Source organism: Paracidovorax wautersii (assembly GCF_900113035.1).
GTDB lineage: Bacteria > Pseudomonadota > Gammaproteobacteria > Burkholderiales > Burkholderiaceae_C > Paracidovorax > Paracidovorax wautersii.
Map to the genome: position 1 here is coordinate 407886 of NZ_FONX01000003.1, position 26212 is coordinate 434097.

General features: G+C 68.5%; 26 protein-coding genes. 10 read left to right on the forward strand and 16 right to left on the reverse strand.

All coding sequences use genetic code 11. The annotated features are described in order from the left end of the window. Positions 1-7: 7 nt before the first annotated feature. Genes BM070_RS06780 through BM070_RS06800 form a run of 5 tightly spaced genes read left to right on the forward strand, consistent with a single transcriptional unit; the run spans position 8 to position 4369 of the window. A complete protein-coding gene (locus BM070_RS06780; protein WP_092938809.1) occupies positions 8-1831 on the forward strand; it encodes a glycosyltransferase family protein in 1824 nt (607 codons plus the stop codon). After that, positions 1828-2790: a glycosyltransferase family 2 protein gene (locus BM070_RS06785; RefSeq protein WP_092938810.1), complete on the forward strand. Its 963-nt coding sequence runs from the start codon at positions 1828-1830 to the stop codon at positions 2788-2790. Before BM070_RS06780 ends, BM070_RS06785 begins: the two co-directional genes overlap by 4 nt. Beyond that, positions 2787-3200, forward strand: a complete 414-nt coding sequence (locus BM070_RS06790) for a GtrA family protein (RefSeq protein WP_245785124.1) — start codon at positions 2787-2789, stop codon at positions 3198-3200. The genes BM070_RS06785 and BM070_RS06790 overlap by 4 nt, the downstream gene beginning before the upstream one ends. A 25-nt stretch (positions 3201-3225) precedes the next feature. Continuing rightward, the gene (locus tag BM070_RS06795) at positions 3226-4041 is read left to right on the forward strand and encodes an HAD-IIB family hydrolase (RefSeq protein ID WP_175518438.1); all 816 of its coding nucleotides are present in this window, start codon (positions 3226-3228) and stop codon (positions 4039-4041) included. Positions 4042-4087: 46 nt separating this feature from the next. Continuing rightward, positions 4088-4369: a hypothetical protein gene (locus BM070_RS06800; protein WP_092938812.1), complete on the forward strand. Its 282-nt coding sequence runs from the start codon at positions 4088-4090 to the stop codon at positions 4367-4369. A 128-nt stretch (positions 4370-4497) separates the two neighbouring features. Here BM070_RS06800 and BM070_RS06805 read toward each other — a convergent pair whose 3' ends face one another. After that, positions 4498-5466: a tripartite tricarboxylate transporter substrate binding protein gene (locus BM070_RS06805; protein ID WP_092938814.1), complete on the reverse strand. Its 969-nt coding sequence runs from the start codon at positions 5464-5466 to the stop codon at positions 4498-4500. A 426-nt stretch (positions 5467-5892) separates the two neighbouring features. Here BM070_RS06805 and BM070_RS06810 point away from each other — a divergent pair, with 426 nt between their 5' ends. Next, complete coding sequence (locus BM070_RS06810) at positions 5893-7086, forward strand: hypothetical protein (RefSeq protein WP_092938816.1); 1194 nt, start codon at positions 5893-5895, stop codon at positions 7084-7086. A 101-nt stretch (positions 7087-7187) separates the two neighbouring features. Here the strand turns inward: BM070_RS06810 and BM070_RS06815 are convergent, their stop codons facing one another. The 6 genes from BM070_RS06815 to BM070_RS06840 all read right to left on the reverse strand — a co-directional run bounded on the left by BM070_RS06815 (position 7188) and on the right by BM070_RS06840 (position 12380). After that, positions 7188-7583, reverse strand: coding sequence for a hypothetical protein (locus BM070_RS06815; protein WP_245785125.1), 396 nt, complete (start codon positions 7581-7583; stop codon positions 7188-7190). 157 nt (positions 7584-7740) lie between these two features. Further along, positions 7741-8478, reverse strand: a complete 738-nt coding sequence (locus tag BM070_RS06820; protein WP_092938818.1) for an amino acid ABC transporter ATP-binding protein — start codon at positions 8476-8478, stop codon at positions 7741-7743. Positions 8479-8571: 93 nt separating this feature from the next. Further along, entirely contained in the window at positions 8572-9240 is a 669-nt protein-coding gene (locus BM070_RS06825) for an amino acid ABC transporter permease (protein WP_175518440.1), read from the reverse strand. A gap of 1 nt (position 9241) precedes the next feature. Continuing rightward, positions 9242-9973, reverse strand: a complete 732-nt coding sequence (locus BM070_RS06830) for an amino acid ABC transporter permease (protein ID WP_092938820.1) — start codon at positions 9971-9973, stop codon at positions 9242-9244. Positions 9974-10105: 132 nt separating this feature from the next. Beyond that, complete coding sequence (locus tag BM070_RS06835) at positions 10106-11008, reverse strand: amino acid ABC transporter substrate-binding protein (RefSeq protein WP_092938822.1); 903 nt, start codon at positions 11006-11008, stop codon at positions 10106-10108. A 424-nt stretch (positions 11009-11432) separates the two neighbouring features. Next, on the reverse strand, positions 11433-12380 hold the full coding sequence (locus BM070_RS06840; RefSeq protein WP_175518442.1) for a LysR family transcriptional regulator: 948 nt from the start codon (positions 12378-12380) through the stop codon (positions 11433-11435). Between the two features lie 289 nt (positions 12381-12669). Between BM070_RS06840 and BM070_RS06845 the strand changes: the two genes are divergently transcribed. From BM070_RS06845 to BM070_RS06855, 3 genes are read left to right on the forward strand one after another with little or no spacing between them, the layout of a single operon-like run. Beyond that, the gene (locus tag BM070_RS06845) at positions 12670-13266 is read left to right on the forward strand and encodes a TRAP transporter small permease (protein WP_092938826.1); all 597 of its coding nucleotides are present in this window, start codon (positions 12670-12672) and stop codon (positions 13264-13266) included. Continuing rightward, a complete protein-coding gene (locus BM070_RS06850; RefSeq protein ID WP_092938828.1) occupies positions 13263-14561 on the forward strand; it encodes a TRAP transporter large permease in 1299 nt (432 codons plus the stop codon). The genes BM070_RS06845 and BM070_RS06850 overlap by 4 nt, the downstream gene beginning before the upstream one ends. Before the next feature lie 36 nt (positions 14562-14597). Then, positions 14598-15638: a DctP family TRAP transporter solute-binding subunit gene (locus BM070_RS06855; protein ID WP_092938830.1), complete on the forward strand. Its 1041-nt coding sequence runs from the start codon at positions 14598-14600 to the stop codon at positions 15636-15638. Positions 15639-15697: 59 nt separating this feature from the next. Here BM070_RS06855 and BM070_RS06860 read toward each other — a convergent pair whose 3' ends face one another. Next, positions 15698-16018 (reverse strand): nucleotide pyrophosphohydrolase, encoded by a 321-nt coding sequence (locus BM070_RS06860; protein ID WP_092938832.1) that lies wholly within the window; start codon positions 16016-16018, stop codon positions 15698-15700. A gap of 92 nt (positions 16019-16110) precedes the next feature. Further along, positions 16111-17952: an ABCB family ABC transporter ATP-binding protein/permease gene (locus BM070_RS06865; protein WP_092938834.1), complete on the reverse strand. Its 1842-nt coding sequence runs from the start codon at positions 17950-17952 to the stop codon at positions 16111-16113. A gap of 41 nt (positions 17953-17993) precedes the next feature. Here BM070_RS06865 and BM070_RS06870 point away from each other — a divergent pair, with 41 nt between their 5' ends. Beyond that, entirely contained in the window at positions 17994-18470 is a 477-nt protein-coding gene (locus tag BM070_RS06870; protein ID WP_245785126.1) for an acyl-CoA thioesterase, read from the forward strand. 145 nt (positions 18471-18615) lie between these two features. Here BM070_RS06870 and BM070_RS06875 read toward each other — a convergent pair whose 3' ends face one another. The 7 genes from BM070_RS06875 to BM070_RS06905 all read right to left on the reverse strand — a co-directional run bounded on the left by BM070_RS06875 (position 18616) and on the right by BM070_RS06905 (position 26206). Beyond that, a complete protein-coding gene (locus BM070_RS06875; RefSeq protein ID WP_092938836.1) occupies positions 18616-19200 on the reverse strand; it encodes a bactofilin family protein in 585 nt (194 codons plus the stop codon). Positions 19201-19656: 456 nt separating this feature from the next. Next, entirely contained in the window at positions 19657-20466 is an 810-nt protein-coding gene (locus BM070_RS06880) for an enoyl-CoA hydratase (protein WP_092938838.1), read from the reverse strand. 46 nt (positions 20467-20512) lie between these two features. Beyond that, complete coding sequence (locus tag BM070_RS06885; RefSeq protein ID WP_092938840.1) at positions 20513-21343, reverse strand: acyl-CoA thioesterase; 831 nt, start codon at positions 21341-21343, stop codon at positions 20513-20515. A gap of 192 nt (positions 21344-21535) precedes the next feature. Continuing rightward, positions 21536-22735 (reverse strand): acetyl-CoA C-acyltransferase, encoded by a 1200-nt coding sequence (locus BM070_RS06890; RefSeq protein WP_092938842.1) that lies wholly within the window; start codon positions 22733-22735, stop codon positions 21536-21538. Between the two features lie 77 nt (positions 22736-22812). Next, positions 22813-23328: a DUF4442 domain-containing protein gene (locus BM070_RS06895; protein ID WP_092938844.1), complete on the reverse strand. Its 516-nt coding sequence runs from the start codon at positions 23326-23328 to the stop codon at positions 22813-22815. A 19-nt stretch (positions 23329-23347) separates the two neighbouring features. Beyond that, positions 23348-25750: a 3-hydroxyacyl-CoA dehydrogenase/enoyl-CoA hydratase family protein gene (locus BM070_RS06900; RefSeq protein WP_092938846.1), complete on the reverse strand. Its 2403-nt coding sequence runs from the start codon at positions 25748-25750 to the stop codon at positions 23348-23350. 21 nt (positions 25751-25771) lie between these two features. Further along, positions 25772-26206, reverse strand: coding sequence for a DUF2147 domain-containing protein (locus tag BM070_RS06905; protein WP_092938848.1), 435 nt, complete (start codon positions 26204-26206; stop codon positions 25772-25774). Positions 26207-26212 lie beyond the last annotated feature (6 nt).

A 26212-nucleotide genomic window follows, 5' to 3' on the forward strand; every position in this document is an offset into this window, starting at 1 on the left:
GCCCGCCATGCAGAAGGCGTTCTTCGCGCTGGGCCAGTACGCCCAGCTGTTCATCTTCCTCGCAGCATGCTGGGGCTTCGGGCAAACGCTGCTGCGCTGGCACCGCGATGCGCCGCTGCCCACGCGCAACCCGCTCGCGGTCGCCCTGGGCATGGGCGTCTTCATCTGCGCGCTGCAGGCGCTGGCCGTGCTGCACCAGCTGCATGCGGCTACGGTGCTGGCCGTGACGGGCCTGGGCGCGCTGGCGGCGGGCTGGCACGGCTGGCGCAACCTGCAACGGCGCGCAGGGCTACCCGCGCAGGGCTCCGTCCGGCAGTGGTGGCAGGCCCGCACACCCGCTGAAAGGTACATCGCCGCGCTGTTCGTGCTGTGCAGCCTGCCCGCGCTGGTGACGCCGCTCAGCCCGCCCCGCGCCTGGGACGAACTGATGTACCACCTGCCGCATGCCCGCGAATGGGCGCTCAGCGGCTCGCTGCAGGTGAACGAGTGGCTGCGCTACCCCTGGTTCCCCTACAACTTCGACCTGCTCTTCGCCGCGGCGCTCACGCTGGGCAACGACGTGCTGCCACACCTGCTGCACGCATCGGCCGGCTGGGTCTGCGCCTGGCTGATCTACCGGCTGGGCGTGCAGCACCTGCAGGACCGAGCCACGGCGGCCCTAGCGGCGCTGGCCTGGCTGCTGCTGGGCCGCGGCCTGTTCGGCACGGCCTATGTCGATCTGGGCACGGCCCTCTTCGTGCTGGCCGCCTGCACGGCGCTGCAGGAGTGGCATGCGAGCGGCTCGGAAACGGCCCGAACGGCGGCTCGGTGGCCGGACCGCCGCTGGGCCTTCGCCAGCGCCTTCCTGATCGGCGTGGCGGTCGGCATCAAGTACCAGATGCTGGCGCTGCTGCCGCTCTTCGCGGTGCTGCTGGCCTGGCGCGACCGCCGGCCCGCCACCTGGCTGGGCACTCTGGCCTGCCTCTGCCTGCCGTGCCTCTACTGGTATGCGCGCAACGCGCTGCTGACGGGCGACCCGTTCAACCCGGTGGGGGGCCGCATCTTCGGCTTCACCGACTGGAACCTCGACGACTACCGCGGGCAGTTCGAAGACCTGCGCCGCAACGCCGGCTGGCCGCACTGGGCGCTCTGGCCCGCCGCCGCCGTGCCGTTCGTGCCAGCCCTGCGGCGCCAGCGGGCGCTGCGGCACGGCGCCATCGTGGGTACCTACATGCTGCTGATCTGGGCGGCCAGCTCACGCTATCCGCGCTATCTGATGTTCGCCTTCCCGCTGCTGGCCCTGCTGTCGGCCGCGAGCGTCATGCACGGGCTGCGCCACCTGGGTGCATGGTGGAAGTCGCGCCGGCCCGCCGGCACCCGCTGGCCGGGCTGGGTGGCGCTGGCGCTGCTGGCCGGCGTCGGCCTGTCGAGCGCCGGCATGGCCCGCAAGCACTGGAAGAACGTCGCTGCCACGCCCGCGCAGCGCGAGGCCGTGCTGCAGGAGCACATTCCGGGCTACGGCGTGCTCACCTACCTTCGCGACCACCCGCAGGCCAGGATCTACCAGCTGGGGCTGGAGGAATCCCTCTACTACGCGCCACGCCCCATCTGGGGCGACATCTTCGGCCCCTGGCGCTACCGGGACTACCAGTCCCTCTCGCCGCAGGCCCTGCACCGCAAACTCGCCGAACAGGGTTTCACCGCACTCATCATCCGCACCGACCGGCAACTGCCCGTACTCGCGCAGGGCGACTTCGCGCAATATTTCGAACTGCTGCATGCCGACGGCACCATCCGGCTCTACCGCCTGAAGGCGGACCCAGCCGCCGCCCCCTCGCCTTCCACACCATGACGCCCACCGACACGCACCTGCCGCCGGTCCGCATCGCCGCGATGCTGCCTTGCTACAACGAGGCCCTGGCCATCCGCCAGGTCATCGAGGAATTCAAGACCTGCCTGCCCGAAGCGCGCATCTACGTCTTCGACAACAACTCCACCGACGACACGGTGGCCATCGCCCGCGCCTGCGGCGCCGAAGTCATCGCCGTGCGCTCGCAGGGCAAGGGCAACGTGGTGCGGCGCATGTTCGCCGACATCGATGCCGACGTGTACGTGATGGTGGACGGCGACGCCACCTACGACCTGCGCGACCTGCGCCAGCACATCGGCCAGCTGCTGGCCGAGCGGCTGGACATGGTGGTGGGCTGCCGGCGCGACGACGGCAGCAATCCGCAGACCTACCGCCCCGGCCACCGGCTGGGCAACCGGCTGCTCACGGGCTCGGTGCATGGCATCTTCGGCCAGGGATATACCGACATGCTCTCGGGCTACCGCGTGTTCTCGCGCCGCTACGCCAAGTCGTTCCCGGCCATGGCGCGGGGCTTCGAGACCGAGACCGAGCTCACCGTCCATGCCCTGGTGCTGCGCATGCCCTATGCCGAGGTGGACATCCACTACCGCGCGCGGCCCGAGGGCTCGGTCAGCAAGCTCTCCACCCTGCGCGACGGCTGGCGCATCCTGGGCACCATCGCCAAGCTCTTCGCCAGCGAGAAGCCGCTCATGTTCTTCAGCCTGATCGCCGCCGTGCTGGCGGCCGCGTCGCTGGGGCTGGCGATTCCGCTGCTGACGACCTACCTGCACACGGGCCTGGTGCCGCGCCTGCCCACCGGCGTGGCCGCCACGGGCATCATGCTCTGCGCCGCGCTGTCGCTGGTCTGCGGCATCGTCATGCACTCGGTCACGCTGGGGCGGCGCGAGGCCAAGCTGCTGGCCTATCTGGCCGTTCCCGTCTGGCAGGGCCCCGCCGCGTGAAGACCGGCTCCACCACCCTGCGCCAGCTGCTGCTGTTCGCCATCGCCGGCGTCGTCGGCCTGGTGGTGGATACGGCCGTGCTCTATGCCCTCGCGCCCTGGCTGGGCTGGTATGCGGCGCGGGTGGTGTCGTTCCTCGCGGCGGCGACCACCACCTGGTGGATCAACCGCCGCCATGCCTTCCGCTCGCAGGCGGCCGAGTCCGGCGCGCAGGGCGTGCCCTGGTGGCGTGAATATGCGAAGTACCTCGCCTCGATGACGGTGGGCGGGCTGGTCAACTACGCGGCCTATTCGCTGGTGCTGCAGTGGCTGCACGGGCCGCTGGCACCCATGCTGGGCGTGGCGGCGGGCAGCGTGGCCGGGCTGGCGTTCAACTTCGCGGCGGCGCGCTATCTGGTGTTCCGCCGCTAGCCCTCGCTGATTGATGGCCCATCCCATGACCGCTGCCGAACACTCCAGCGACACACTGCGCCCGCTGGCCGAATGGAGCCCGCCGCAGCATCCTGCCGGCGTGCTGACCGACATCGACGACACGCTGACGACCGAAGGCGCCATCACCCCCGATGCGCTGGAGGCCCTGGCCGCGCTAAAGGCGGCCGGCCTGGTGGTGATTCCCGTGACGGGCCGGCCGGCCGGCTGGAGCGAAACCTTCGCCGCGACCTGGCCCGTCGATGCGGTGGTGGCCGAGAACGGCGCGCTGGCCTTCGTGCCCGGCGGGCCGGGGGCGCCGCTGGTCAAGCTCCACCAGCAGGACGCGGCGACGCGCGCCGCGAATTTCGCGCGCATGCAGGCGGTGCTGGAGCGGATCGAGCGCGAGGTGCCCGGCGCCGTGCGCGCCACCGATTCGCCTGGCCGCGAGTGCGACATCGCCATCGACCACAGCGAATTCACCCACCTGCCGCCCGAGCGCATCGCGCAATGCGTGGCGCTGATGCGCGCGGCCGGCATGAACGCCACGGTCAGCAGCATCCACATCAACGGCTGGTACGGCAGCCACGACAAGCTGGAGGGCGCGCGCTGGATCGTCCGCACCCTGCTGCAGCGCGATCTGGATGCCGAGATCGACCGCTGGATCTATGTGGGCGACTCGACCAACGACCAGCGGATGTTCCAGCACCTGCCGCACAGCATCGGCGTGGCGAACATCGCGCGCTTCGTGCCGCAGCTGCAATTCCGGCCCCGCTACGTCACGCGCAGCGAGCGCGGAGCGGGCTTTGCCGAGGTGGCGAAACGGCTGCTGGCTACACGTTGATGCGAAGCCATGCGGCAGACTCCCCAAAGCTGCGCTAGAGTGCCGTATGGACCCGATCAACACTCTCAGACAATGGCAGGCTTTCGACCGCTCCCGCCCCTCCCTGCCCGGCGAAAACCTTCTCGTGGCCGGCCTCGGCCTGGCCCTGATTGCCGTCTCCCTGCGCTCTGAACGGCGCGGCACGGCCGCCGTGCAGGCTGCCACCGGCGGCGCCCTGCTGCTGCGCGCCGCGCGTGGCTGCACCTACCTGACGCAGCTGCCCGAGCCGCGCCCCGCGCCGGCCTGGGACGCGCACCTGGAAGACGCCCGGGCCCTCGGCCTGGACTGAGGCGCCCGGGCCTTTCGCCCATCGCATTCGCCACTGCGCCGGATCGATCGCACAGCGCTCCGGCGCGCACAAGGCACCGGCCTCGAATGGGCCCGGTGCGGCCATGCGTGGCCGCAGCGACCGCTATGTCACGGGGCCTTGGCCAGCCCCAGCTTGGCCACCAGCGCCTTCTCGCGCGCGAAGGTGGTTTCGGCGAACTTCTGGTAGGTGGCCGTTCCCATGTAGATCGGCACCATGTCGTAGCGAGCGAGCGCGGCCCGGTAGCTTTCCTGCTCCATCGCCTGCTTGAACGCATCGTGCAGGCGCCTCACCACCTCGGGCGGCGTGCCGCGCGGCGCGCCCAGGCCGAAGGGCGAGTTCTGCACCAGGTCGATGCCCAGTTCCTTGAGCGTGGGCGCATCGGGGAACTTGGCCAGCCGCTCGGCGCCCCAGGTGTTGAGCACGCGCAGCTTGCCGGCTTCCACCTGCGGCGCGAAGCCGGTGGAATCGGCCGCAGCCATCAGCTGGCCGCCCAGCGTGGCCTGCATCAGGTCGGCGCTGCCCTTGTAGGGCACGTGCAGCAGTTCGATGCCGAGCTGCTGCGCGATCAGCTCCATGGTCAGGTGCGGGCTGGTCAGCGTGCCGGTGGAGCCGTAGCTGAGCTTGCCGGGGTTGGCCTTGGCATAGGCCACGAAATCGGCCCAGTTCTTGAACGGCGAGTTGGCCGGCACGACCACGCCGAAGGCGTAGCCGGTGAGGTTCAGCACGTAGCTGATGTCCTTGACCGGGTCCCAGTTGATCCTGGTGGTGTAGGGCAGCCGGAACACGCCCAGCGGGATCTGCGCGACGGTGTAGCCGTCGGGCGCGGAAGTCTGCAGCGCCTGGGCCGGCAGCGTGCCGCCCGCGCCGGGCTTGTTGTCGATGATGACGGGCTGGCCCAGCAGCTTGCCGGCTTCGTCGGCCAGGATGCGCATGGTGATGTCGGTGGGCCCGCCGGCCGGGAAGGCCACCAGCAGCTTGATGGGCTTGGACGGAAAGGCCGGCGCCTGGGCCCGGGCGAGAAGCGCGGGGGCGGCCAGGCTGGCGGCGGCGAGTTGCACGAGATGGCGACGCTGCATGGAGAAGAATCCTTGGGTGAGTGGCTGACGATGGCAGTGCCCGCATTGCAGCCGATGCAGGCCGCAGGCCCTACGCCGGAAACCCGCACCGGCTGTCGCCCAAGCGTCATCGCATCGCGGCGAAACCTGGAGCCTCATCGCGGCCCAGCGTGCTCCAGTCCTGCGCATGCAGCTATGCTTTAGATAGCAGACCACCGATCTCTTCAGGGGCCCACCGCAGCACGCCCCGGCGCAGGCGCGCTTTCCTACACCGTGCGCCGCAGGGCACCGACATGGGCCACGCCAGGGGCCGCATACCTTCCCATCCGCTGCCCGCTGCACGCCTTCACAGTCCAGCCGGCGCCCCACCCGCCTTTTCCGCACGCCGGCCATCCGGCGGCCCTCAGCCCCTCGCCCTCCCCCGTCCGTTTCCGGAAAGGAAGCTCCATGACGCATCACCGTGTCGCGCCCACCGCCCTGGGGCTGCTGCTCGTGCTCGTCGGGCTGGTGATCGGCACGGGCGGTGTCTGGCTGATGGCGCTGGGCGGGTCGTGGTACTACCTGCCCGCCAGCCTGCTGCTGGTGCTCACGGGCTTGCTGCTGCTGCAGGGCAATCCGGCGGCGCTGCCCACCCATGCGCTGCTGCTGGGCCTCACGCTCGCATGGTCGCTGTGGGAGTCGGGCCTGAACGCCTGGGCGCTGGCCGCCCGGGGCGACGTGCTCTGGGTGCTGGGTCTGGTCATGGCCACGCCCTGGTTCCTGCGCGGCCTGGAAGGGCCCGTGCCCCGCGCCGCCCGGCGCGGCCTGGCAGTAGCGCTGGCCGTGTTTGCGGCCGTGGGCCTGGCCGCGCTGCTGCAACCCGCCACGGCAGAGCTTGCCATCTTCGGCCTGACGCCAGCGTCAGCCGCCAGCACACGCACCGCCGAGCCCCGCCCCATCGATCTGGCCCAGCCGCTGAGTGCGCCGCTGCCGCCCGTGGCGGCTTGCCCGGGCGCGCTGCGGGTGTCCGCCGTGGGCGAAGGTCAGGCTGCGGCATTCACCGCCGTCCATGGGCTGGACTGCGCCATCGTGCCAGTGGAGGCAGCGGGCAGTAGCAGCCTCGCCGGGCTGTCACCCCCAAAACCCGTCACGGGCGCCGACATGTGGGGGCTGACCCTGATCGATCACCTGGCCTGCCGCATCGCCTTCGAACGCATGCGCTTCGACAGCCGCTTCATCCGCCCCATGGCGCCAGGGCAGCCAGGCGGGCGCCAGCTGGTCCTGCACGGCCCGTCGGCCTTGATGTACACGGCGCAGGTCGCGCCCACGCGCTCCGCGATGCGCGCAGCGGAGGCGGCCGATGCGCTGGCGCGTCTGGCACTCGCGCATCCGACCGAAGGCGTAGCCACCGCACAGCTCGCTCCGGTGCCGAACGGGCCGAACGGGTCGGGCTTGCTGCAGCTTGCCGACGGCGGGCAGGCCATGCGGCTCCAGCCTTTCGTGTCGCCCATCGGGCTGCCCTGCCAAGCACCCCCATGGCGCCTGCAGGCCGCAGCGGAGCCGGCGGAATCCGAAGCCGTCACCGCGCCAGCAGCGCCGGCCCCGCTGCGCTCCGGCTCGCCGATGGCGGCGGCGCAGGTCTCGGACCTTGCGGCCCTGTGAGCCGGTACAGGAATGGGAGCACCGCAGGCTGAGCACAAAAAAGGCCTGCAGCGCAATCGGGACCTGGGCTGATAGCTATCGATTCAATAGCATACCGGGAATTACCCGGCCTCAGGCGGCTCCACCCGCAGCGGCTGTGCATCGCAGCCCTGCCCTGCCGCGATCCACCGCCGCGCCACGGCGCGCACACCGCGCAGCCACCACGCGCTGCGCCAGCCCGTGACGCCGGCCGTATCGGTCAGCAACCCGCAGCGATAGCGCCGGCCCGCCTCGTCCCAGCGCAGGGCGCTGCAGGGGCCGCTGCGGCGCCGCGACACCAGCATGCCCACCGGGCAGGGCTCCGCGAGGCAGCACAGGCCGCAGCCGTTGCAGGGCTCGCCCCAGGCCGGCTGGGGCGGCGCATCGCTGTGCCACTGCACCACCTGCCATTCGGCAGGCAGCCCCGGGCCGCGCGGTGCGGCGGGCGATGGGCTTGCTGCGGGTCGGCGATCAGGCATGGCTGCGGGGTGATGGGCTCGTGCGATGGGAGAGACGGCGCCCGCCATTCTGGCCGCCCAAAAGCAAAGGCGCCCGAAGGCGCCTTTGCTTTTTTCGTGGGAGCACCGGCGTGGCGGCTTTTGCCGCCGCCGGCCCGTGCCCGGCACTTCAGCCCGATCAGTGCTGCAGGATCTTGTTGAGGAAGTCCTTGGTGCGCGGCTGGCGGGCATCGGGGTTGCCGAAGAATTCTTCCTTCGTGCAGTCTTCCAGAATCTTGCCGCCCACGTCCATGAAGATCACGCGGTGGCCGACCTTGCGGGCGAAGCCCATTTCGTGGGTCACGCACATCATGGTCATGCCTTCGTTGGCCAGCGCGACCATCACGTCCAGCACTTCGCCCACCATTTCGGGGTCCAGCGCCGACGTGGGTTCGTCGAACAGCATCACGATGGGGTCCATCGACAGCGCACGGGCGATGGCCACGCGCTGCTGCTGGCCGCCCGAGAGCTGGCCGGGGAACTTGTCCTTGTGCGCCAGCAGGCCCACGCGGTCGAGCATCTTCAGGCCGCGCGTCTTGGCTTCGTCGGCGCTGCGGCCCAGCACCTTGATCTGGGCGATGGTCAGGTTGTCGGTGACCGACAGGTGCGGGAACAGCTCGAAGTGCTGGAACACCATGCCGACCTGGCTGCGCAGCTTGGGCAGGTTGGTCTTGGGGTCGTGCACGGGCACGCCGTTGACCCAGATCTCGCCCTTTTGCACCGGCTCCAGCGCGTTCACGGTCTTGATCAGCGTGGACTTGCCGGAACCCGAAGGGCCGCAGACCACGACCACTTCACCCTTCTTGATGGTGGTGGAGCAGTCGTTGAGCACCTGGAAGCTGCCATACCACTTGGAAACGTTCTTGAGTTCAATCATTTGCTTTATTCCTCACTCACTGACTCGCCGAGGGAGTCGTTCGTCGTTCATTCGTCGAAGCCGGTGGATCCGTTGTTTCTTGCCGCCCGGCGCTCATCGGATGATGGCGATCTTGCGGTGCAGGCGCTTGACGACCCACGACAGCGCAAAGCACATCACGAAATAGACGACGGCCGCCAGCAGGTAGGCCTCGATGGGCCGGCCGTAGTTCTTGCCGGCCGTCTCGAAGCCCTTGAGCATGTCGTAGGCGCCGATGGCATAGACGAGCGAGGTGTCCTGGAACAGGATGATGGTCTGCGTGAGCAGCACCGGCAGCATGTTGCGGAAGGCCTGCGGCAGGATCACGAGCTTCATGTTCTGCCCGTAGGTCATGCCCAGCGCCTGGCCCGCGAAGACCTGGCCGCGCGAGATGGACTGGATGCCCGCGCGCATGATCTCGCTGAAGTAGGCCGCCTCGAACGCGATGAAGGTGATCACCGCCGACATCTCGGCGCCGATGGGCCGCCCGACGATGAAGGGCACCAGCAGGAAGAACCAGAGGATCACCATCACCAGCGGAATGCTGCGCATGCCGTTGACGTAGATGGTGGCCGGCACGTCCAGCCACTTCTTGCCCGACAGGCGCATCAGCGCCAGCACGGTGCCGAACAGGATGCCGCCCAGCGTGGCCACCACGGTGAGCATGATGCTGAAGTAGAAGCCCTTCAGCACGAACTTGCTGATGATGTCCCAGCTGTAGAAGGAGAAGTCGAGATTCATCATGTCAGTGGCCTCCACCCGCGCCGCTGGAGACGATGAAGCCCGGCACCCGCGAGCGCTTCTCGATGAAGGCCATGATGCGGTTGATGGCGAATGCGGAGATGACGTAGAGGCCCGTCACCGCCAGGTAGATCTCGATGCCGCGCGAGGTTTCTTCCTGCGCCTGCATGGCGAACATGGTCAGTTCGGTCACCGACACGGCGAACGCCACGGACGAGTTCTTGAAGATGTTCATCGTCTCGCTGGTCAGCGGCGGAATGATGATGCGGAACGCCATCGGCAGCAGCACGTAGCGGTAGTACTGCACCGTGGTGAAGCCCATGGCCATGCCGGCGTAGCGCTGGCCGCGCGGCAGCGCCTGGATGCCGGCGCGCACCTGCTCGGCGATACGCGCGGAGGTGAAGAAGCCCAGCGCCAGCACCACCAGGATGAAGCTGGAAAAACCCTTGAGCACCGGGAAGATCGCCGGCAGCACGTGGTACCAGAGGAAGATCTGCACCAGCAGCGGGATGTTGCGGAACAGTTCCACCCACGCATTGCCGAGGCCGACCAGGAATTTGTTGTCCGGCAACGTGCGGATAGTGCCGATGATGGAGCCGGCGACCAGGGCGATCACCAATGCCAGCAGCGAGACGGACACCGTCCAGCCCCAGGCCGAGAGCATCCACTGCAGGTAGGTCGGGTACTCGCCGCCCGGGTCCTGCAGGAACACCTGCCAATCCCAATTCGATCCCATGGGAAATCCTTCTTTTCTAATCGTTTGTCTTATCAGGCATCGCGGTGGCCTGCAGGTCGCCCTGCAGCGGTCGGCTTACAAAAAACGCCCACTCATGTGGGCGTTTTCCGGGGAGAGCCGCACCTGGGTGCTTCAGTCCTTCAGCTTGTAGTCTTCCATCGGCTTGTCGTTCGGGTGCGCCCATGCGTCCTTGGTGGCTTCGCTGGCGGGCAGGCCGATCTTCACGTTGTTCGGCGGGATGGGCTGCATGAACCACTTGTCGTAGAGCTTGGCGATCTCGCCGGACTTCATCATCGCCTTCAGGCTGTCGTCCACCACCTTCTTGAAGGCGGGGTCGTCCTTGCGGATCATGATGCCGATGGGCTCCACGCTCAGCACTTCGCCGACGATCTTGTAGTCGGCAGGTGCCTTGGACTTGGCGATGTTGGCGGCCAGGATGGAGCCGTCCATGATGAAGGCGTCAGCGCGGCCCGATTCGAGCAGCAGGAAGCTGTCGGAGTGGTCCTTGCCGAACACTTCCTTGAAGGTCAGGCCATCGGCGCGCTTGTTCTTGCGCAGCGTTTGCACCGAGGTCGTGCCGGTCGTCGTGGCGATGGTCTTGCCGTTCAGGTCCTTGATGCCGGTGATGCCGGAGTTGGCCTTGGTGGCGATGCGCACTTCTTCCACGTAGGTGGTCACGGCGAAGGCCACGTCCTTCTGGCGGGCCTGGTTGTTGGTGGTGGAGCCGCACTCGATGTCCACGGTGCCGTTCTGCACCAGCGGAATGCGGTTCTGCGAGGTCACGGGCTGGTACTTGGTTTCCAGCTTGGCCAGGCCCAGGTGCTTCTGGATGTCGGAGATCACGCGGGCGCACACGTCATAGTGGAAGCCCGTGTATTTGCCATCGCCCAGCGTGAAGGAGAGGCCGGAGGATTCACGCACGCCTTCGGTGATCGTGCCGGAAGCCTTGATCTTGGCCAGGGTGTCATTGGCCTGTGCGAACGCGCTGCCCGCTGCGAGAGCGGTAATGGCCAGGGCCAACAGATGTTTCTTCATGCATATCTCCTTAACTTGCGATACAAAAAACTGAGGCTTTCATTCTAGGGGTCGGACTGGCGCGGTCATACCGCATAAACCACCCCCCGGAACAGGGATGCCCGGCCATCATGCAGCCGGCACCACCACGGCCTGTTCGGTCGGGTCATTCCGGGAAAGCGCGGTGAACGCCCGAAGACGCCATGCCAACCCGTATAGACCCAATCCAAGCAAGCTCTGCGCCAGATACTGTGGTGCCTCATGCGCAGCACAGCGAAAAATGCCGTTCTGCCCGTGCGCCGCAGACTGTAATTGCGCCGCAGGCCCGGTGACCAATGCCAATTGGGCGCCACTTTATGCCTGGAACGCATAACTCGGGTTAACCCTTGCATAACCCTGCCTATGCCGCAGGCGCCTCCGCCCCCCGTTCGGCGTGCGGCGAGGCTCAGGCGGAGGGGCGCACCGTTTCGGTGCTCTGCTGCTGCAGGTAGCTCCACAGCGCCTCGGCCATGCCCTTGGCCCCATCCTTGGCCGACGGCTTTTCGCGGTAGGCGCGCACCTCCATCACCAGTTGCAGGTCTTCGACGCCAGGCGGCGCGGCGCTGACCAGGCGGCGCGAGCGCAGCTCCTTCTTCACGGCGCTGTGCGGCAGGAAGGCCACGCCGTGGCCCTCCAGCGCCATGGCCTTGAGGCCCTCGGCCATGTCGGTTTCATAGACGCGGTCGAGGTGGATGGCCGTGCCGGACTGCTTGAGGATCAGCTCTGTCACCCGCCCCAGGTAGGCGCCGGGCGCATAGCCCAGGTAGGGCAGCGGCTGGCCGGGGCGGCCGGGCAGTGCGAAAAGCGGCTGGCCGTCCGGCCCGGCCTTGGCGTAGGGCGAGAGCACCTCCTGCCCCAGGGTGACCATCTCGTAGCGGTTGGCATCGAGCTGCAGCGGCTGCGAGGGGTGGTGGTAGGCGATGAGCAGATCGCAGCCGCCTTCGACGAGGCGCATCACGGCGTCGTGGACGTTGAGCGCGATCAGCCGGCTCTTGAGCGGGCCGAACTTCTCGCGCAGGCTGGACACCCAGGCCGGAAAGAAGGTGAAGGCCAGCGTGTGCGGCACGGCGAACTCCACCATGTCCTGCCCCGCGCTGGTGTGGGCGCGCAGCATGGCGCGGGTGTTCTGCAGCGCCTGCAGCATCTCCAGCGCCTGGTCGTAGAGCGTCTTGCCCGCCGGGGTGAGCCGGGTGGGATAGGAGCTGCGGTCCACCAGATCGGTGCCCGCCCAGGCTTCGAGCGCCTGGATGCGGCGCGAAAAAGCCGGCTGCGTCACATGCCGCAATTGCGCCGAACGGCTGAAACTGCGTGTTTCCGCCAGGCTGACGAAGTCCTCGAGCCACTTGGTTTCCATGGCGCGCATTATGGGCACGGCAGGGCGCCGCCCCAGGCGGCGCGCACCCCGCGCCGGCTTTGCTGCGCTGCGGGAACACCCCACGACGGCGCGCGCACCTTTGGTTGCAAAATGGCTCGGGGCGCCACCGCGCCCCAGGGGCTTTCCCCGCCAGGCCTGCGGCGCACGATGCCGTCAGGCGCCCTGCAGCCGCAGCACCCTTGCGCACCTGCATGGGCGATGTCCGCCCTTGCTGCCGTTCCGCCGATTCCCTGAAGCGCTTCCCTTTTCCCGCCCTCCTTCCCGACCCATGTCCGCCCATCCTTCGCCCGGCTCCGCGCCGGACGCACCCGCTCGCGGCCCCGGCAGCGACGCCAACGACCCGCCCCGCTCCCTCTGCATCGAAGACTGGCTCACCGTGATCGTGATGGCGCTGCTCGCGCTCATCACCTTCGCCAACGTGCTGGTGCGCTACTTCACCAATTCCTCGTTCGCGTGGACGGAGGAGATCTCCGTCTTCCTGATGATCGTGCTGGCGCTGGTGGCCGGCTCCGCCGCCGTGGCGCGCGACCGGCACATCCGCATCGAATGGTTCGCAGAGCGCGGCTCGCCCGCGCGGCGCCGCTTCCTCGCGCAGTTCGGCGCGGCCCTGGTGGCGGTGCTGTTCGGCGTGATCGCCGTGCTCAGCGTGCGCGTGGTCTATGACGACTTCCGCTTCGAGGAGACCTCGCCCGGCATCGGCGTGCCGCAGTGGTGGTATTCGGTCTGGCTGCCGATCCTGTCGCTGCTCATCACCTGGCGCGCCATCGGCCTCTACATCCGCCGGGGCCGCCAGCCCGATGCGTTCTTCACCGATGCCGAAGCGGCCCCGGGCACGCCGGGCCTGCCGCAGGAGCGCCAGCCATGATCGCCACCCTGCTCTTCGTCGCCTTCCTGGCGCTGATGTTCGTGGGCGTGCCCATCGGCGCGGCCCTGGGCCTGGCGGGCGCCGCCGCCATCGCGCTGGCCAACCAGGACGCGCAGTGGTTCGGCCTGCTGGCCGTGCCGCAGAACTTCTATGCCGGCCTGGGCAAGTACCCGCTGCTGGCCATTCCCATGTTCGTGCTGGTGGGCTCGATCTTCGACCGCTCGGGCGTGGCGCTGCGCCTGGTCAACTTCGCCGTCGCCATCGTGGGCCGGGGCCCCGGCATGCTGCCGCTGGTGGCGATCGCCGTGGCCATGTTCCTGGGCGGCATCTCGGGCTCGGGGCCGGCCAACGCGGCGGCCGTGGGCGGCGTGATGATCGCGGCCATGAGCCGCGCGGGCTACCCGGGCAGCTTCTCGGCCAGCGTGGTGGGCGCGGCGGCGGCCACCGACATCCTGATCCCGCCCTCGGTCGCCTTCATCATCTATTCGGTGCTGGTGCCGGGCGCCTCGGTGCCGGCGCTGTTCGCGGCCGGCATGATCCCTGGCGTGCTGGCCGGCATCGCGCTGATCGTTCCCGCCGTGTGGCTGGCGCGCAAGCACAAGATGGGAGCGCTCGAAGCCTCCATGCCGCGCCCCGCATTCTGGAAGAGCCTGCACGAAGCCTCCTGGGGCCTGGCCGCGCCGGTGCTGATCCTGGGCGGCATGCGCGCGGGCTGGTTCACGCCCACCGAGGCGGCCGTGGTGGCGGTGTTCTACGGCCTGTTCGTGGGCATGTGCATCCACCGCACCATCACCTGGCGCGACCTGTTCCCCATCCTGCGCGAGGCGGGCGAGCTCTCGGCCGTGATCCTGCTGGTGGTATCGCTGGCGGGCATCTTCGCGTTCTCGCTGTCCACGCTGGGCGTGATCGACCCGGTGGCCAACGCCATCGTGCATTCGGGCCTGGGCGAATACGGCGTACTGGCGCTGCTGATCCTGCTGCTGATCACCGTGGGCATGTTCCTGGACGGCATCTCGATCTTCCTGATCTTCGTGCCGCTGCTGCTGCCCATCATGAACCACTACCACTGGGACCCGGTGTGGTTCGGCGTGATCCTCACGCTCAAGGTGGCACTGGGCCAGTTCACGCCGCCGCTGGCCGTGAACCTGATGGTGTCGTGCCGCATCGCCGGCGTGCGCATGGAATCCACCGTGCGCTGGGTGGGCCCCATGCTGCTGGCCATGGGCCTGGTGATGCTGCTGGTCATCGCCTTCCCGCAACTGGCCCTGTGGCTGCCCGCCCGGCTGGGCTACTGACCGAATACCGATTCATACGACAAGGAGACTGAAACCATGAAACTGCGCACCTTCCTCGCCTCCGCCGTGGCGGCCGCCGCCGCCCTCGCCTTCAGCGCCGCGCCCGCGCTGGCGCAGGGCAACTACAAGAGCGAATACCGCATGTCGCTGGTGCTGGGCACGGCCTTTCCCTGGGGCAAGGGCGGCGAGATCTGGGCGGGCAAGGTCCGCGAGCGCACGCAGGGCCGCATCAACATCAAGCTCTACCCGGGCGTGTCGCTGATCCAGGGCGACCAGACGCGCGAATTCAGCGCGCTGCGCCAGGGCGTGATCGACATGGCCATCGGCTCGACCATCAACTGGTCGCCGCAGGTCAAGCAGCTCAACCTGTTCTCGCTGCCCTTCTTCTTCCCCGATTACGCTGCCGTCGATGCCGTGACCCAGGGCGAGGCCGGCAAGACGATCTTCCAGACGCTGGACAAGGCCGGCGTGGTGCCGCTGGCCTGGGGCGAGAACGGCTACCGCGAGATCTCCAATTCCAAGCGCCCCATCAAGACCCCAGCGGACCTGAAGGGCATGAAGATCCGCGTGGTCGGCTCGCCCCTGTTCCTCGACACCTTCACAGCCCTGGGCGCCAACCCCACGCAGATGAGCTGGGCCGACGCCCAGCCCGCCATGGCCAGCGGCGCGGTCGATGGGCAGGAGAACCCGCTGTCGGTCTATATGGCGGCCAAGCTCTACACCGTGGCGCAGAAGTACGTCACGCTGTGGAACTACATGAACGACCCGCTGATCTTCGTGGTCAACAAGGACATCTGGAACAGCTGGACCCCGGCCGACCGCGAGATCGTGAAGCAGGCCGCCATCGACGCGGGCAAGGAGCAGATCGCCATCGCCCGCAAGGGCCTGGTGGAGGCCGACAAGCCCCTGCTCAAGGAGATCGCCAGCCACGGCGTGACGGTGACGCAGCTCAGCCCCGAAGAGCGCCAGGCCTTCGTGCAGGCCACGCGGCCGGTGGTGGACAAGTGGAAGGGCGCCATCGGCGCCGACCTGGTGGGCGCGGCCGAGAAGGCCATCGCCGCACGCAAGAAGCCCTGAACCTCAGCCGGCTTGCGCCACCCGAGCCCCGCCCCGGCGGGGCTTTTTTCATGGCCGCTTCAGCGCAGCGCGGGCGGGTGCTTGACCGCGTTCATCGCCAGCTTGCGGGCCACGGCGGCTTCCAGGTCCACGCCGGTGTGGTCGGCCAGCTGCAGCAGGTAGAGCAGCACGTCGGCCATTTCCTCGCCCACGCGCTCGCGCCCCTCGCGCTGCTGCGTGAGCGACTGCGACTCTTCGGGCGTGAGCCACTGGAACAGCTCCAGCAGCTCGGCCGATTCCACCATCAGCGCCATCGCCAGGTTCTTGGGCGTGTGGAACGGCTGCCAGTCCCGGGCCGCGGCGAAGTCGCGCAGCTGGCGCTGCAGGGCGGGTACATCCATCGTCGGTCTTCCATTCGATCGATCAATCAATCAATCAATCAATTAATCAATCACTATCAATTCAATAGCAAACTGCCCAGGTGGGTCGCGCGCTAGCCGGCGATTTCGCCATGGCTCTGCTGCAGCGCCCACATGCTGGCGTAGCGCCCGCCGCGGGCCAGCAGCTCGGCATGGGTGCCGCGCTCCACGATCTGGCCGGCGTCCATCACCAGGATCTCGTGGGCATCGACCACGGTGGAGAGGCGGTGGGCGATGAGCAGCGTGGTCTTGCCTTCGGCGGCGCTTTTCAGCTCGGCCTGGATGGCACGTTCGTTGGCCGAATCCAGCGCGCTGGTGGCCTCGTCGAAGATGAGGATGGGCGGGTCCTTGAGCAGCGTGCGGGCGATGGCCACGCGCTGCTTCTCGCCGCCCGAGAGCTTGAGCCCGCGCTCGCCCACCGGCGTGGCGTAGCCCTGCGGCGTGGCGGCGATGAAGCCGTGGATGCGCGCGGCCTGCGCGGCGGCCTGCACCTCCTGCTGCGTGGCGCCGGGCCGGCCGTAGGCGATGTTGTAGGCGATGGTGTCGTTGAACAGCACGGTGTCCTGCGGCACGATGCCGATGGCGCGGCGCACGCTGTGCTGCGTCACGGCACGCAGGTCCTGCCCGCCGATGGTGATGGCGCCGGCCTGGATGTCGTAGAAGCGGTAGAGCAGCCGCGCCAGGGTCGATTTGCCCGAGCCCGAGGGGCCCACCACCGCCACCGTCCGGCCGGCCGGGATCTCGAAGCTCACGCCGCGCAGGATGGGCCGCGCCGGGTCGTAGGCGAACCGGACGCCTTCGAAACGCACGGCGGGCGGGCCCGCCAGCTGCAGCGGTGCGGCGCCGGGGGCGTCGGCAACCTCGCGCTCGCGGTCCATCAGCGTGAACATCTTGTCCAGATCGGTCAGGCTCTGCTTGATCTCGCGGTAGATCACGCCCAGGAAGTTGAGCGGGATGTAGAGCTGGATCATGAAGGCGTTGACCATGACCAGGTCGCCCACCGTCATGCGCCCGTCGGCCACGCCCTGGGCCGCGCGCCAGAGCATGGCGACCAGCCCGGTGGCGATGATGAGCTGCTGGCCGGTGTTGAGCAGCGACAGCGAGTTCTGGCTCTTGAGGCGCGCGCGGCGCAGGCGCTGCAGGCTCTCGTCGTAGCGCTGCGCCTCGAAGGCTTCGTTGTTGAAGTACTTCACCGTCTCGTAGTTCAGCAGCGAATCGATGGCCTTGGAATGCGCGGCCGAGTCGAATTCGTTGGCCTGCCGGCGGAAGTGCGTGCGCCATTCGGTCACGCTCACGGTGAAGGCGATGTAGCAGGCCAGCGCCGCCAGCGTGATCCAGGCGAAGCCCGCATCGAAGCGCACGGCCAGCACGGTGAGCACCATGAACACTTCCACCAGCGTGGCGCCGATGTTGAACAGCGTGAACGAGATCAGCGACTGGATGCTGCTCATGCCGCGCTCGATGTCGCGCGTCATGCCGCCGGTCTGCCGCTCCAGGTGGAAGCGCAGCGAGAGCGCGTGCAGATGCTCGAAGGTCTGCAGCGCGATGGCGCGCGCCGCGCCCTGCGTGGCCTTGGCGAAGACCAGCTCGCGCAGTTCGGTGAACACCGAGGTGGAGAGCCGCAGCAGCCCATAGGCCACGATCAGCGCCATGGGCACGGCCACCACGGCGGCGGGGCTGCCGGGCGGGATCGTCATCGCATCGACCAGGTGCTTGAGCAGCAGCGGCACGCCCACGTTGGCGCTCTTGGCGATGAAGACGAAGGCCAGCGCGGCGGCCACGCGCCACTTGTAATCCCAGAGATAGGGCAGCAGCCGGGCGATGGTGCCCCAGTCGGAGCGTGGCGAAGCGGAGAGGGACGCCGGGGCCGAGGCGGCCGGGCGGAGGTGGGCTGCAGATTCGCCGTGGGGGCGCATGAGGGACAATTCCGGTTGTTGTTTTTACCGAGATTGTGCCCATGACCGAATCCCCCAGCCCCGCGCGTGCCGCAGCGCGTGCGCCTGCCATGCTGACCACCCTGCCCGCAGACAAGGAACTGGTGCTCAAGGTCATCCCCATGCCCGGCGACTGCAACGCCAACGGCGACATCTTCGGCGGCTGGGTGATGGCGCAGGTGGATCTCGCCGGATCGGTGCTTCCCGCGCGCTACGTGCAGGGCCGCATGGCCACGGTGGCGGTGAACGAATTCGTCTTCAAGCAGCCGGTGCGGGTGGGCGACATCCTCTCGTTCTACGCGAGCGTGCAGCGCATCGGCCGCACATCGGTGACGGTGGAAGTCGAGGTCTATGCCGAACGCTTCGCCACCCAGGGCAAGTACCTGAAGGTCACCGAGGCGCGCCTGACCTATGTGGCCATCGACGCCTCCGGCCGGCCCCGGCCGATCCCGCCGCGTGCGGAAGACGACGCGGCGGACGGAACGCTGACCACGGAGTGAGTCAGCGCACGAGGGATTGCTGGATTAATTGATGAATTAATTGATTGGCTGGTTGATGGAGTGAAACGGAAACCGGGCAGCGAGAGCGCGCCCGGTGGAAAGCCATCGAGCTGCGGCGCCCGGGCGGGCCCGCCGCAGCTGCCGCTCAGGCCGCAGCGAGGGCCGGCGTTTCGTTGCGTGGCGCGGTATAGGCCGGCGCGCTGCTTGCGCTGCTGCTGCGGCTGGCGCTCATGCCCGCCTCGATCTCGCCCGAGAGCTGGCCGCCTTCTTCGATCACCACCTTGCCGTAGCGGATCTTGCCCGTGACCTTGCCGGTGCTGTAGATCACCAGCTTCTGGCGCACGGTGAGGGTGCCGTCGAACTCGCCATGGATCTCGGCGATGTCGATCTCGGCCGATCCGCGGAACGCGCCCTGCTCGGCGATGTGGATCACGCGCGAATCCATCGTGGCTTCGACCGTGCCCTCGACCACCAGCGTGTCGCAGTCGGTGATCTCCACGCCCTTGAGCTTGATGTTCGGGCCCACGGTGAGCTTGCTGCCGGCGCCCTCGGTGACGGCCGATGCCGCCGTCGCGGCGGGGCTGGCCGTAAGGGGCTTGCCGGCGGCACTGGCGCCGGCGGCGGGATTCAGGGTGCCCGGGGTGGTCGCGCCCCCCAGCACGGAGTTGGATTGGCGGGGCTGGAATGCGTCGGGTTCACGCTTGCCAAAGAACGGGTTTTGCACGGCCATCAGATCTCCTTGAAAAGAGAGGCCATGCTAGGAGGGCTGCTGCGGGAAATATCCCCGCATCCGGCAATAACGGTAACGAAACCCCTCGTTCGTTGCATGCGCTTGCAGGGTTTGCAGCGGCACACAGCGGGCATCCCGGATGGTGGAGCGCAGCGCTCCCCGGCACCTCGGCCCAAGGCCGAGAGCCGAAGGCCGGTTTCAGCAGGCGCTGAAATCAGGGCGCCGTTTTTAACGAAAACCTCTGCGCCGCTGCGCGGCACGCTACCTGGCGGTAGCCCCTGATTTCAGCAGGCGCTGAAATCAGGGCGCCGTTTTTGACGAAAACCTCTGGGCCGCTACGCGGCACGCTACCTGACGGTAGCCCCTGATTTCAGCAGGCGCTGAAATCAGGGCGCCGTTTTTGACGAAAACCTCTGCGCCGCTACGCGGCACGCTACCTCGCGGTAGCCCCTGATTTCAGCAGGCGCTGAAATCAGGACGCCGTTTTTCCATGAACGCGGTGAAGGCTTCGCGGGCGGCGGGCTGGGTGAGCATGCGGCCGAAGCTCTCGCCTTCATGGGCGATGCGCTCGAGCACGGCGGCCTGGCCGGCGCCCTTCATGAGGCGCTTGGTCTCGATCAGCGAGCTGAGCGGCTTGGCGGCGAGCTTGCGGGCCTGGGTCTGGGCGACCATGTTGCACTCGGTGGGCGGCACCACGCGGTTGACCAGGCCCACTTCCAGCGCGGCCTCGGCCATGAAGGGCTCGCCCAGCAGCAGCGCCTCGGCCGCGCGGTGGTAGCCGAACATGCGCGGCACCAGCAGGCTGGAGGCCGCCTCGGGGCACAGGCCGAGGTTCACGAAGGGCATGGAGAACGCGGCGTTGTCGCCCGCATAGACCAGGTCGCAATGGAACAGCATGGTGGTGCCGATGCCCACGGCCGGGCCGCAGACGGCGGCGACCACGGGCTTGGGGAAGGTGGCGATGCCGCGCAGGAAGCGGAACACGGGCGAATCCTGCGCCGAAGGCTTTTGCTCCAGGAAGTCGCCGATGTCGTTGCCCGCGCTGAAGATGGCCACGTCGCCCTGCAGCACGACCACGCGCACGGCCGGGTCCTGCGCAGCGGCGTCGAGGGCGTCGGCCAGGGTCGCGTACATGGCGCGGGTGATGGAGTTCTTCTTGTCCAGCCGGTTGAAGGTGATGGTGGTGATGCCGGCTTCGGTGTGGATCAGGATGTCCTGCGAGGCGCCTTCGGCCTGCGGGGATGCGGTGGCGGTGGAATCGGTCATGCGGAGGTCCTTTCTTGCGTGCTGCGGCTGGGTGGGGGGCGCCGCATCATTCCTTGTAATAGACGATCTGGTGGCTGGTCGCCAGCAACGTGCCGCCATGGTTCCACAACTGCGCGGTCTGGTCGAAGAAACCGTTGCGGAATTCCTGCGCGCGGGCCTGGCCCAGCACGTGGCCGGCGCCGCTGGCCTGCAGCTGCGCGCTGCCGGCATGGAAATACACCGTGAGCGAGACGGTGCCGGCCGGCACGCGCAGCGCGCGGCGCAGCCAGACGCGCGGGTAGAACACGTCGGCCAGCGCCGCGAGCGCGCAGAAGTCGAGCGGCCGCGCGGGCGCGTCGCGCATCCAGAGCTGCGTGAGCGTGCCTTCGCCCCGGCTGCCGTCCCAGCGCTGCGGCATATTGCCCGCCACGGGGCGCAGATCGTAGCGGTCCAGCCAGGCGGTGCCCAGGCCCGGGCCCAGGGGCTCCAGCGTGTCCGGCGCAGGGGCGGCGGGCATGGGGGTGTCGCTGTCGCTCCAGGTGTCGCGGCGCGCGGCCGTGACGGCCGTGGCGGTGGTGGCCGTCACGGGCTCGCCGTCGGGCCCGGGCTGGGTGATGGAGAGGGTCCAGTGCTGGGTGGAGCGGTTGGTGCGCACCGGCACGGCCTGCACGGTGAACGGGCCCTCGGCCACCGCGCCGGCATAGTTCACCGTGAGCGACAGCGGCTCGCCGAGACGGTCGGGGTGCTGCATGATGGCCTGCAGCAGCGTGGCGGCCGTGATGCCGCCGAACGGCCCCACCATGTTCCAGTAGGCCGGCGTGGTGCGGCCGGCGTAGCGGTGGGCACCGGCTGGCTCCAGCGCGATGGCGTCGTCGAAGGGGTGCAGAGCATCGGTCATGGTGGATGAGTGTGCCGTGGTTGAAAGCGGTGCGCCGTCGTGCCCGCGACTGTGTGCTCTGCGAAGGGTTCAGCCGGACTTCGCCAGCAGACGCCGGGAACGGGCTTCGCCCGCCCGCTGGCGCCGTCCCCCTTCCCGCGCGCCAGCGCAAGAGAGGGGGAGAAAGCGGCACAGCCGCTCAGGGGGATGGACTCACACCCGCTCGAAGATGCCGGCGGCGCCCTGCCCCATGCCCACGCACATGGTGACCATGCCGTACTTGAGGTTCTTGCGGCGCAGTGCATGCACCACCGTGGCGGCGCGGATGGCGCCCGTGGCGCCCAGCGGGTGGCCCAGGGCGATGGCGCCGCCCATGGGGTTGACCTTGGCCGGGTCCAGGCCCAGTTGGCGGATGACGGCCAGGGACTGCGCGGCGAAGGCTTCGTTCAGCTCGAACCAGTCGATGTCGCCATGCTGCAGGCCGGCGTAGCGCAAAGCGGCCGGGATCGCCTCGATGGGGCCGATGCCCATGATGCTGGGCGGCACGCCCTTGCTGGCGAAGCTGACGAAGCGCGCCAGCGGCGTGAGGCCGAAGCGCTTGACGGCCGATTCGCTGGCCAGGATGAGCGCGCCCGCGCCGTCGCTGGTCTGCGAGCTGTTGCCGGCCGTGACCGAGCCGCGCGCGGCGAACACGGTCTTGAGCTTGGCCAGGCCTTCCAGGCTGGTGTCGGGGCGGGCGCCCTCGTCCAGCGTCACGGTGCGGGTCTTGGCGATGGTCTCGCCGGTGGCGAGGTCGGCCGTGCGGTCGGTCACCTCGATCGGCGTGATCTCGTCGGTGAATTCGCCGGCCTGCTGCGCGGCCAGCGCCTTCTGGTGCGACTGCAGCGCGAAGGCGTCCTGGTCCTCGCGGCTCACCTTCCACTGCTGGGCGACCTTCTCGGCCGTGAGGCCCATGCCGTAGGCGATGCCCACGTCGCCGTCCTTGGCGAAGATGCTGGGCGAGAGCGAGGGCGTGTTGCCCATCATGGGCACCATGCTCATGCTTTCGACGCCGGCGGCGATCATCACCTCGGCCTCGCCCACGCGGATGCGGTCGGCCGCCATCTGCACGGCCGAAAGGCCCGAGGCGCAGAAGCGGTTGACGGTGATGCCGCCCACGCTGGTGGGCAGGCCGGCCAGCACGGCGCCGATGCGCGCCACGTTCAGGCCCTGCGCGCCTTCGGGGATGGCGCAGCCGCAGATGATGTCCTCGATGGAGGCCGGGTCCAGCCCCGGCACCTGGGCCAGCGCGGCCTTCAGGGTCGTGGCCAGCAGGTCGTCGGGGCGGGTGTTGCGGAAATAGCCGCGGTGCGACTTGCCGATGGGCGTGCGCGTGGCGGCGACGATGTAGGCGTCCTGCAGTTGTTTTGCCATGGAGAAGGCTCCTTCAAGCGATCCGTCGATCGGTCAGTCTGTCAATCTTGTGGGTGGGTTCGGTGGCTCGCCGGCGCTCACCTTGCGGGGCGGCTGGAGGGCACCCAGGCCCACGTGAATTCGCACTCCACCGGCTCCACGCCGGCCTCGTCCGTCACGGTGACCTGCACCTGCATCTCGCCCCTGTCGCTCGCCTGCATGGCTGCGCGCTGCGCGTCGCTCAGCACCGCCACGGCGCGCAGGGCGCCGGTAGCGCGCTTACGGAAGGCCATCTTCATGTCCTTGGCCAGCGGCAGGCAGTCGTCGCGCACGTTCAGCCCCACGGCCATGCCCGTGGCCGTCTCGGCCAGCAGGTTCATGGCCGAGGCATGGATGCCGCCGATGTGGTTGCGCACGCGGGGCTCGTTGCCGAGGCGCACTTCCACCCGGCTGGGCGACATCTCCACGAACTCCACGCGCGCCGTGCGGGTGAACGGCACGGCGCGGCGCAGCACGAGGTTGCGCACCCAGGGGCGCAGCAGCCGGGGGAATTCGTCCACCTGCTGCAGTTGCAGCTGCATGCGGTTGGGGGCGATGTCGGTGGTGGTCGTCATGGCGGCGAGCGGCGGGGCTTCAGTTGCGCACCGGCTTGCCGGTGCTCAGCATGCCCAGGATGCGTTCCTGCGTCTTGGGGTGCTGGATGAGGGCGCAGAAGGCCTTGCGCTCCAGCGCCATCAGGTATTCCTCGCTCACCAGCGTGCCGGCATCCACGTCGCCGCCGCAGACGATCTCGGCGATCAGGGTGGCGATGTGCTGGTCGTGGTCGCTGATGAAGCCGCCGTCGCGCATGTTGACCAGCGAGCCGCGGATGGTGGCAATGCCGCTGCGCCCGGCCACCGGGAAGAGGCGCTTGTTCGGCGCGCGCCAGCCGCTGGCGGCCATGGCCTTCGCCTCGTTGAGCGCGACGAACAGCACCTCGTCCTTGTGCGGCACGACGATGTCGCTTTCCAGCAGGTAGCCGAGCTTCTTCGATTCCAGCGCGCTCGTGCCCACCTTGGCCATGGCGGCGGCGGTGAAGCCTTCGGTCAGGAAGGGCAGCAGGTCCTTGCCGGTGGAAGCGGCGGCGTTCTCGGCCGCGCGGCGGGCGATGTAGGTCAGGCCGCCGGCACCGGGCACCAGGCCCACGCCGACTTCGACCAGGCCGATGTAGCTTTCCATGTGGGCCACGCGGCGTGCCGAATACACGGCCAGCTCGCAGCCACCGCCCAGCGCCATGCCGTGGATGGCCGAGATGACCGGCACCTGGGCATAGCGCAGGCGCAGCATCAGGTTCTGCAGTTCCTGCTCCACGCTTTCGATGGCGGAGATGCCGGCCACGACGAAGGCGGGCATGGTGGCCTGCAGGTCGGCACCCACGCTGAAGGGCGCGTCGCCGGACCAGATCACCAGGCCGTCGTATTCGCGCTCGGCGGTGTCGATGGCTTCGACCAGGCCCTCCATCACGTCGGGACTGATCGCGTGCATCTTGCTTCGGATGCTGGCGATGAGCACCTTGCCGTCCAGCGTCCAGGTGCGCAGCGCATCGGATTCGGCGACCGTGGTGCCGGCCGTGCGCCAGTCGGGCAGGCTGGTTTCGCCCAGCAGGCGTTCGGGGAAGTGCTGGCGCTCATAGACGGGCAGCTGGCGGCGCGGAACGAACTTCTGCTTCGACGCGCTCCACGAGCCTTCGGCGGTGTGCACGCCGCCGGCCTCGGCCACCGGGCCCTTGAAGACCCACTCGGGCAGCGGCGCCTTGCTGAGCGCCTTGCCTGCGTCGATATCCTCCTGGATCATCTTCGCCACGTCGAGCCAGCCGGCTTCCTGCCAGAGCTCGAACGGGCCCTGCTTCATGCCGAAGCCCCAGCGCATGGCCTGGTCCACGTCGCGCGCGTTGTCGGCGATGGTGGCCAGGTGCACGGCGGCGTAGTGGAAGCTGTTGCGCAGGATGGCCCACAGGAAGCGCCCCTGCGCGCCCTCGGCATTGCGCAGCAGCTTCAGGCGTTCGGCGGCGGGCTTCTTGAGCATGCGGCCATAGACCTCGTCGGCCTTCTGGCCGCCGGGCACGTAGTCGCCTTCGGCGAGGTCGAAGCGCAGGATGTCGCGGCCCACCTTCTTGTAGAAGCCGGCCTTGGACTTCTGGCCCAGGTGCTTCATCTCGATCAGCTTGTTCAGCACTTCGGGCGTGCCGAAGCTGCCGTAGAACGGATCGGTCTCTTCCGTCAGGTTGTCCTGCAGCGTCTTGATGACGTGGGCCATGGTGTCCAGGCCCACCACGTCGGCGGTGCGGAAGGTGCCGCTGGACGCGCGGCCCAGCTTCTTGCCGGTGAGATCGTCCACCACGTCGTAGGTGAGGCCGAAGTTCTCCACCTCCTTCATCGTGGCCAGCATGCCGGCGATGCCGACGCGGTTGGCGATGAAGTTGGGCGTGTCGTGCGCGCGCACCACGCCCTTGCCCAGGCCGCTCGTGACGAAGGCTTCGAGCTGGTCGAGCACGGCGGGCTGGGTGGTGGGCGTGTCGATCAGCTCCACCAGCGTCATGTAGCGCGGCGGGTTGAAGAAGTGGATGCCGCAAAAGCGCGGCTTGATGGCGTCGGGCAGCGCCTCGGAGAGCTTGGTGATCGACAGGCCCGAGGTGTTGGAGGCCACGATGGCCTGCGGCGCGACGAAGGGCGCGATCTTCTTGTAGAGGTCGAGCTTCCAGTCCATGCGCTCGGCGATGGCCTCGATGATGAGGTCGCATTCGCGCAGCTGGTCCAGGTGCTCTTCGTAGTTGGCCTGGCCGATCAGCGCGGCGTCTTCGGCCACGCCCAGCGGCGCGGGCTTGAGCTTCTTGAGCCCTTCGATGGCCTTGGTGACGATGCCGTTCTTCGGACCCTCCTTGGCTGGCAGGTCGAACAGCACCACGGGCACCTTCACATTGGCGAGGTGGGCGGCGATCTGCGCGCCCATCACGCCTGCGCCGAGCACGGCGACTTTCTTCACTTGGAATCGGGACATGGTGGTTTCTTGTCGAATGGGTTACTGCACGCGCTGCCAGACCTGCGTGCGCCAGAAGGGCCCCAGATAGCCGCGCACTTCCAGCTTGGCGCCGCCCTCGATGGGCGTGAAGCTGGCGCGGTATTCCTTGCCGTTCTCGGGGTCGAGGATCTTGCCGCCCTCCCACACGTCCTTGGCGTCGGCCTTCCTGCCGCCGCGGATGATCTCCAGGCCGGCGATGGGCTGGCCCTTGCGGTCATCGGTGCATTCCACGCAGGTGGCGTCGGGGGCGGTGTCTTTCTTGAGCGACTTCTCGATGCGCCCGGTCAGCGCGCCGGCGGCTTCGCCGATGCGGATCTGGGCCTTGGCCTCGCCGGTCTTGTCGTCGATGCTGCGCCAGGTGCCCACGGGCGTCACCTGGGCCCAGACGGGGGCGGCGGTTGCTACACAAAAGATAGCTGCTAGCGCTTTATTCATAAGGGC

What these genes read in the sequence shown, in the direction of transcription:
- BM070_RS06865 (WP_092938834.1), bottom strand. Translation starts at nt 17,952, where the DNA reads ATGCGCCCCCACGGCGAATCTGCAGCCCACCTCCGCCCGGCCGCCTCG.
- BM070_RS06850 (WP_092938828.1), top strand. Translation starts at nt 13,263, where the DNA reads ATGATCGCCACCCTGCTCTTCGTCGCCTTCCTGGCGCTGATGTTCGTG.
- BM070_RS06830 (WP_092938820.1), bottom strand. Translation starts at nt 9,973, where the DNA reads ATGGGATCGAATTGGGATTGGCAGGTGTTCCTGCAGGACCCGGGCGGC.
- BM070_RS06905 (WP_092938848.1), bottom strand. Translation starts at nt 26,206, where the DNA reads ATGAATAAAGCGCTAGCAGCTATCTTTTGTGTAGCAACCGCCGCCCCC.
- BM070_RS06870 (WP_245785126.1), top strand. Translation starts at nt 17,994, where the DNA reads ATGACCGAATCCCCCAGCCCCGCGCGTGCCGCAGCGCGTGCGCCTGCC.
- BM070_RS06840 (WP_175518442.1), bottom strand. Translation starts at nt 12,380, where the DNA reads ATGGAAACCAAGTGGCTCGAGGACTTCGTCAGCCTGGCGGAAACACGC.
- BM070_RS06795 (WP_175518438.1), top strand. Translation starts at nt 3,226, where the DNA reads ATGACCGCTGCCGAACACTCCAGCGACACACTGCGCCCGCTGGCCGAA.
- BM070_RS06855 (WP_092938830.1), top strand. Translation starts at nt 14,598, where the DNA reads ATGAAACTGCGCACCTTCCTCGCCTCCGCCGTGGCGGCCGCCGCCGCC.
- BM070_RS06815 (WP_245785125.1), bottom strand. Translation starts at nt 7,583, where the DNA reads ATGCCTGATCGCCGACCCGCAGCAAGCCCATCGCCCGCCGCACCGCGC.
- BM070_RS06880 (WP_092938838.1), bottom strand. Translation starts at nt 20,466, where the DNA reads ATGACCGATTCCACCGCCACCGCATCCCCGCAGGCCGAAGGCGCCTCG.
- BM070_RS06890 (WP_092938842.1), bottom strand. Translation starts at nt 22,735, where the DNA reads ATGGCAAAACAACTGCAGGACGCCTACATCGTCGCCGCCACGCGCACG.
- BM070_RS06860 (WP_092938832.1), bottom strand. Translation starts at nt 16,018, where the DNA reads ATGGATGTACCCGCCCTGCAGCGCCAGCTGCGCGACTTCGCCGCGGCC.
- BM070_RS06875 (WP_092938836.1), bottom strand. Translation starts at nt 19,200, where the DNA reads ATGGCCGTGCAAAACCCGTTCTTTGGCAAGCGTGAACCCGACGCATTC.
- BM070_RS06780 (WP_092938809.1), top strand. Translation starts at nt 8, where the DNA reads ATGCAGAAGGCGTTCTTCGCGCTGGGCCAGTACGCCCAGCTGTTCATC.
- BM070_RS06810 (WP_092938816.1), top strand. Translation starts at nt 5,893, where the DNA reads ATGACGCATCACCGTGTCGCGCCCACCGCCCTGGGGCTGCTGCTCGTG.
- BM070_RS06820 (WP_092938818.1), bottom strand. Translation starts at nt 8,478, where the DNA reads ATGATTGAACTCAAGAACGTTTCCAAGTGGTATGGCAGCTTCCAGGTG.
- BM070_RS06785 (WP_092938810.1), top strand. Translation starts at nt 1,828, where the DNA reads ATGACGCCCACCGACACGCACCTGCCGCCGGTCCGCATCGCCGCGATG.
- BM070_RS06900 (WP_092938846.1), bottom strand. Translation starts at nt 25,750, where the DNA reads ATGTCCCGATTCCAAGTGAAGAAAGTCGCCGTGCTCGGCGCAGGCGTG.
- BM070_RS06825 (WP_175518440.1), bottom strand. Translation starts at nt 9,240, where the DNA reads ATGATGAATCTCGACTTCTCCTTCTACAGCTGGGACATCATCAGCAAG.
- BM070_RS06845 (WP_092938826.1), top strand. Translation starts at nt 12,670, where the DNA reads ATGTCCGCCCATCCTTCGCCCGGCTCCGCGCCGGACGCACCCGCTCGC.
- BM070_RS06895 (WP_092938844.1), bottom strand. Translation starts at nt 23,328, where the DNA reads ATGACGACCACCACCGACATCGCCCCCAACCGCATGCAGCTGCAACTG.
- BM070_RS06805 (WP_092938814.1), bottom strand. Translation starts at nt 5,466, where the DNA reads ATGCAGCGTCGCCATCTCGTGCAACTCGCCGCCGCCAGCCTGGCCGCC.
- BM070_RS06885 (WP_092938840.1), bottom strand. Translation starts at nt 21,343, where the DNA reads ATGACCGATGCTCTGCACCCCTTCGACGACGCCATCGCGCTGGAGCCA.
- BM070_RS06835 (WP_092938822.1), bottom strand. Translation starts at nt 11,008, where the DNA reads ATGAAGAAACATCTGTTGGCCCTGGCCATTACCGCTCTCGCAGCGGGC.
- BM070_RS06800 (WP_092938812.1), top strand. Translation starts at nt 4,088, where the DNA reads ATGGACCCGATCAACACTCTCAGACAATGGCAGGCTTTCGACCGCTCC.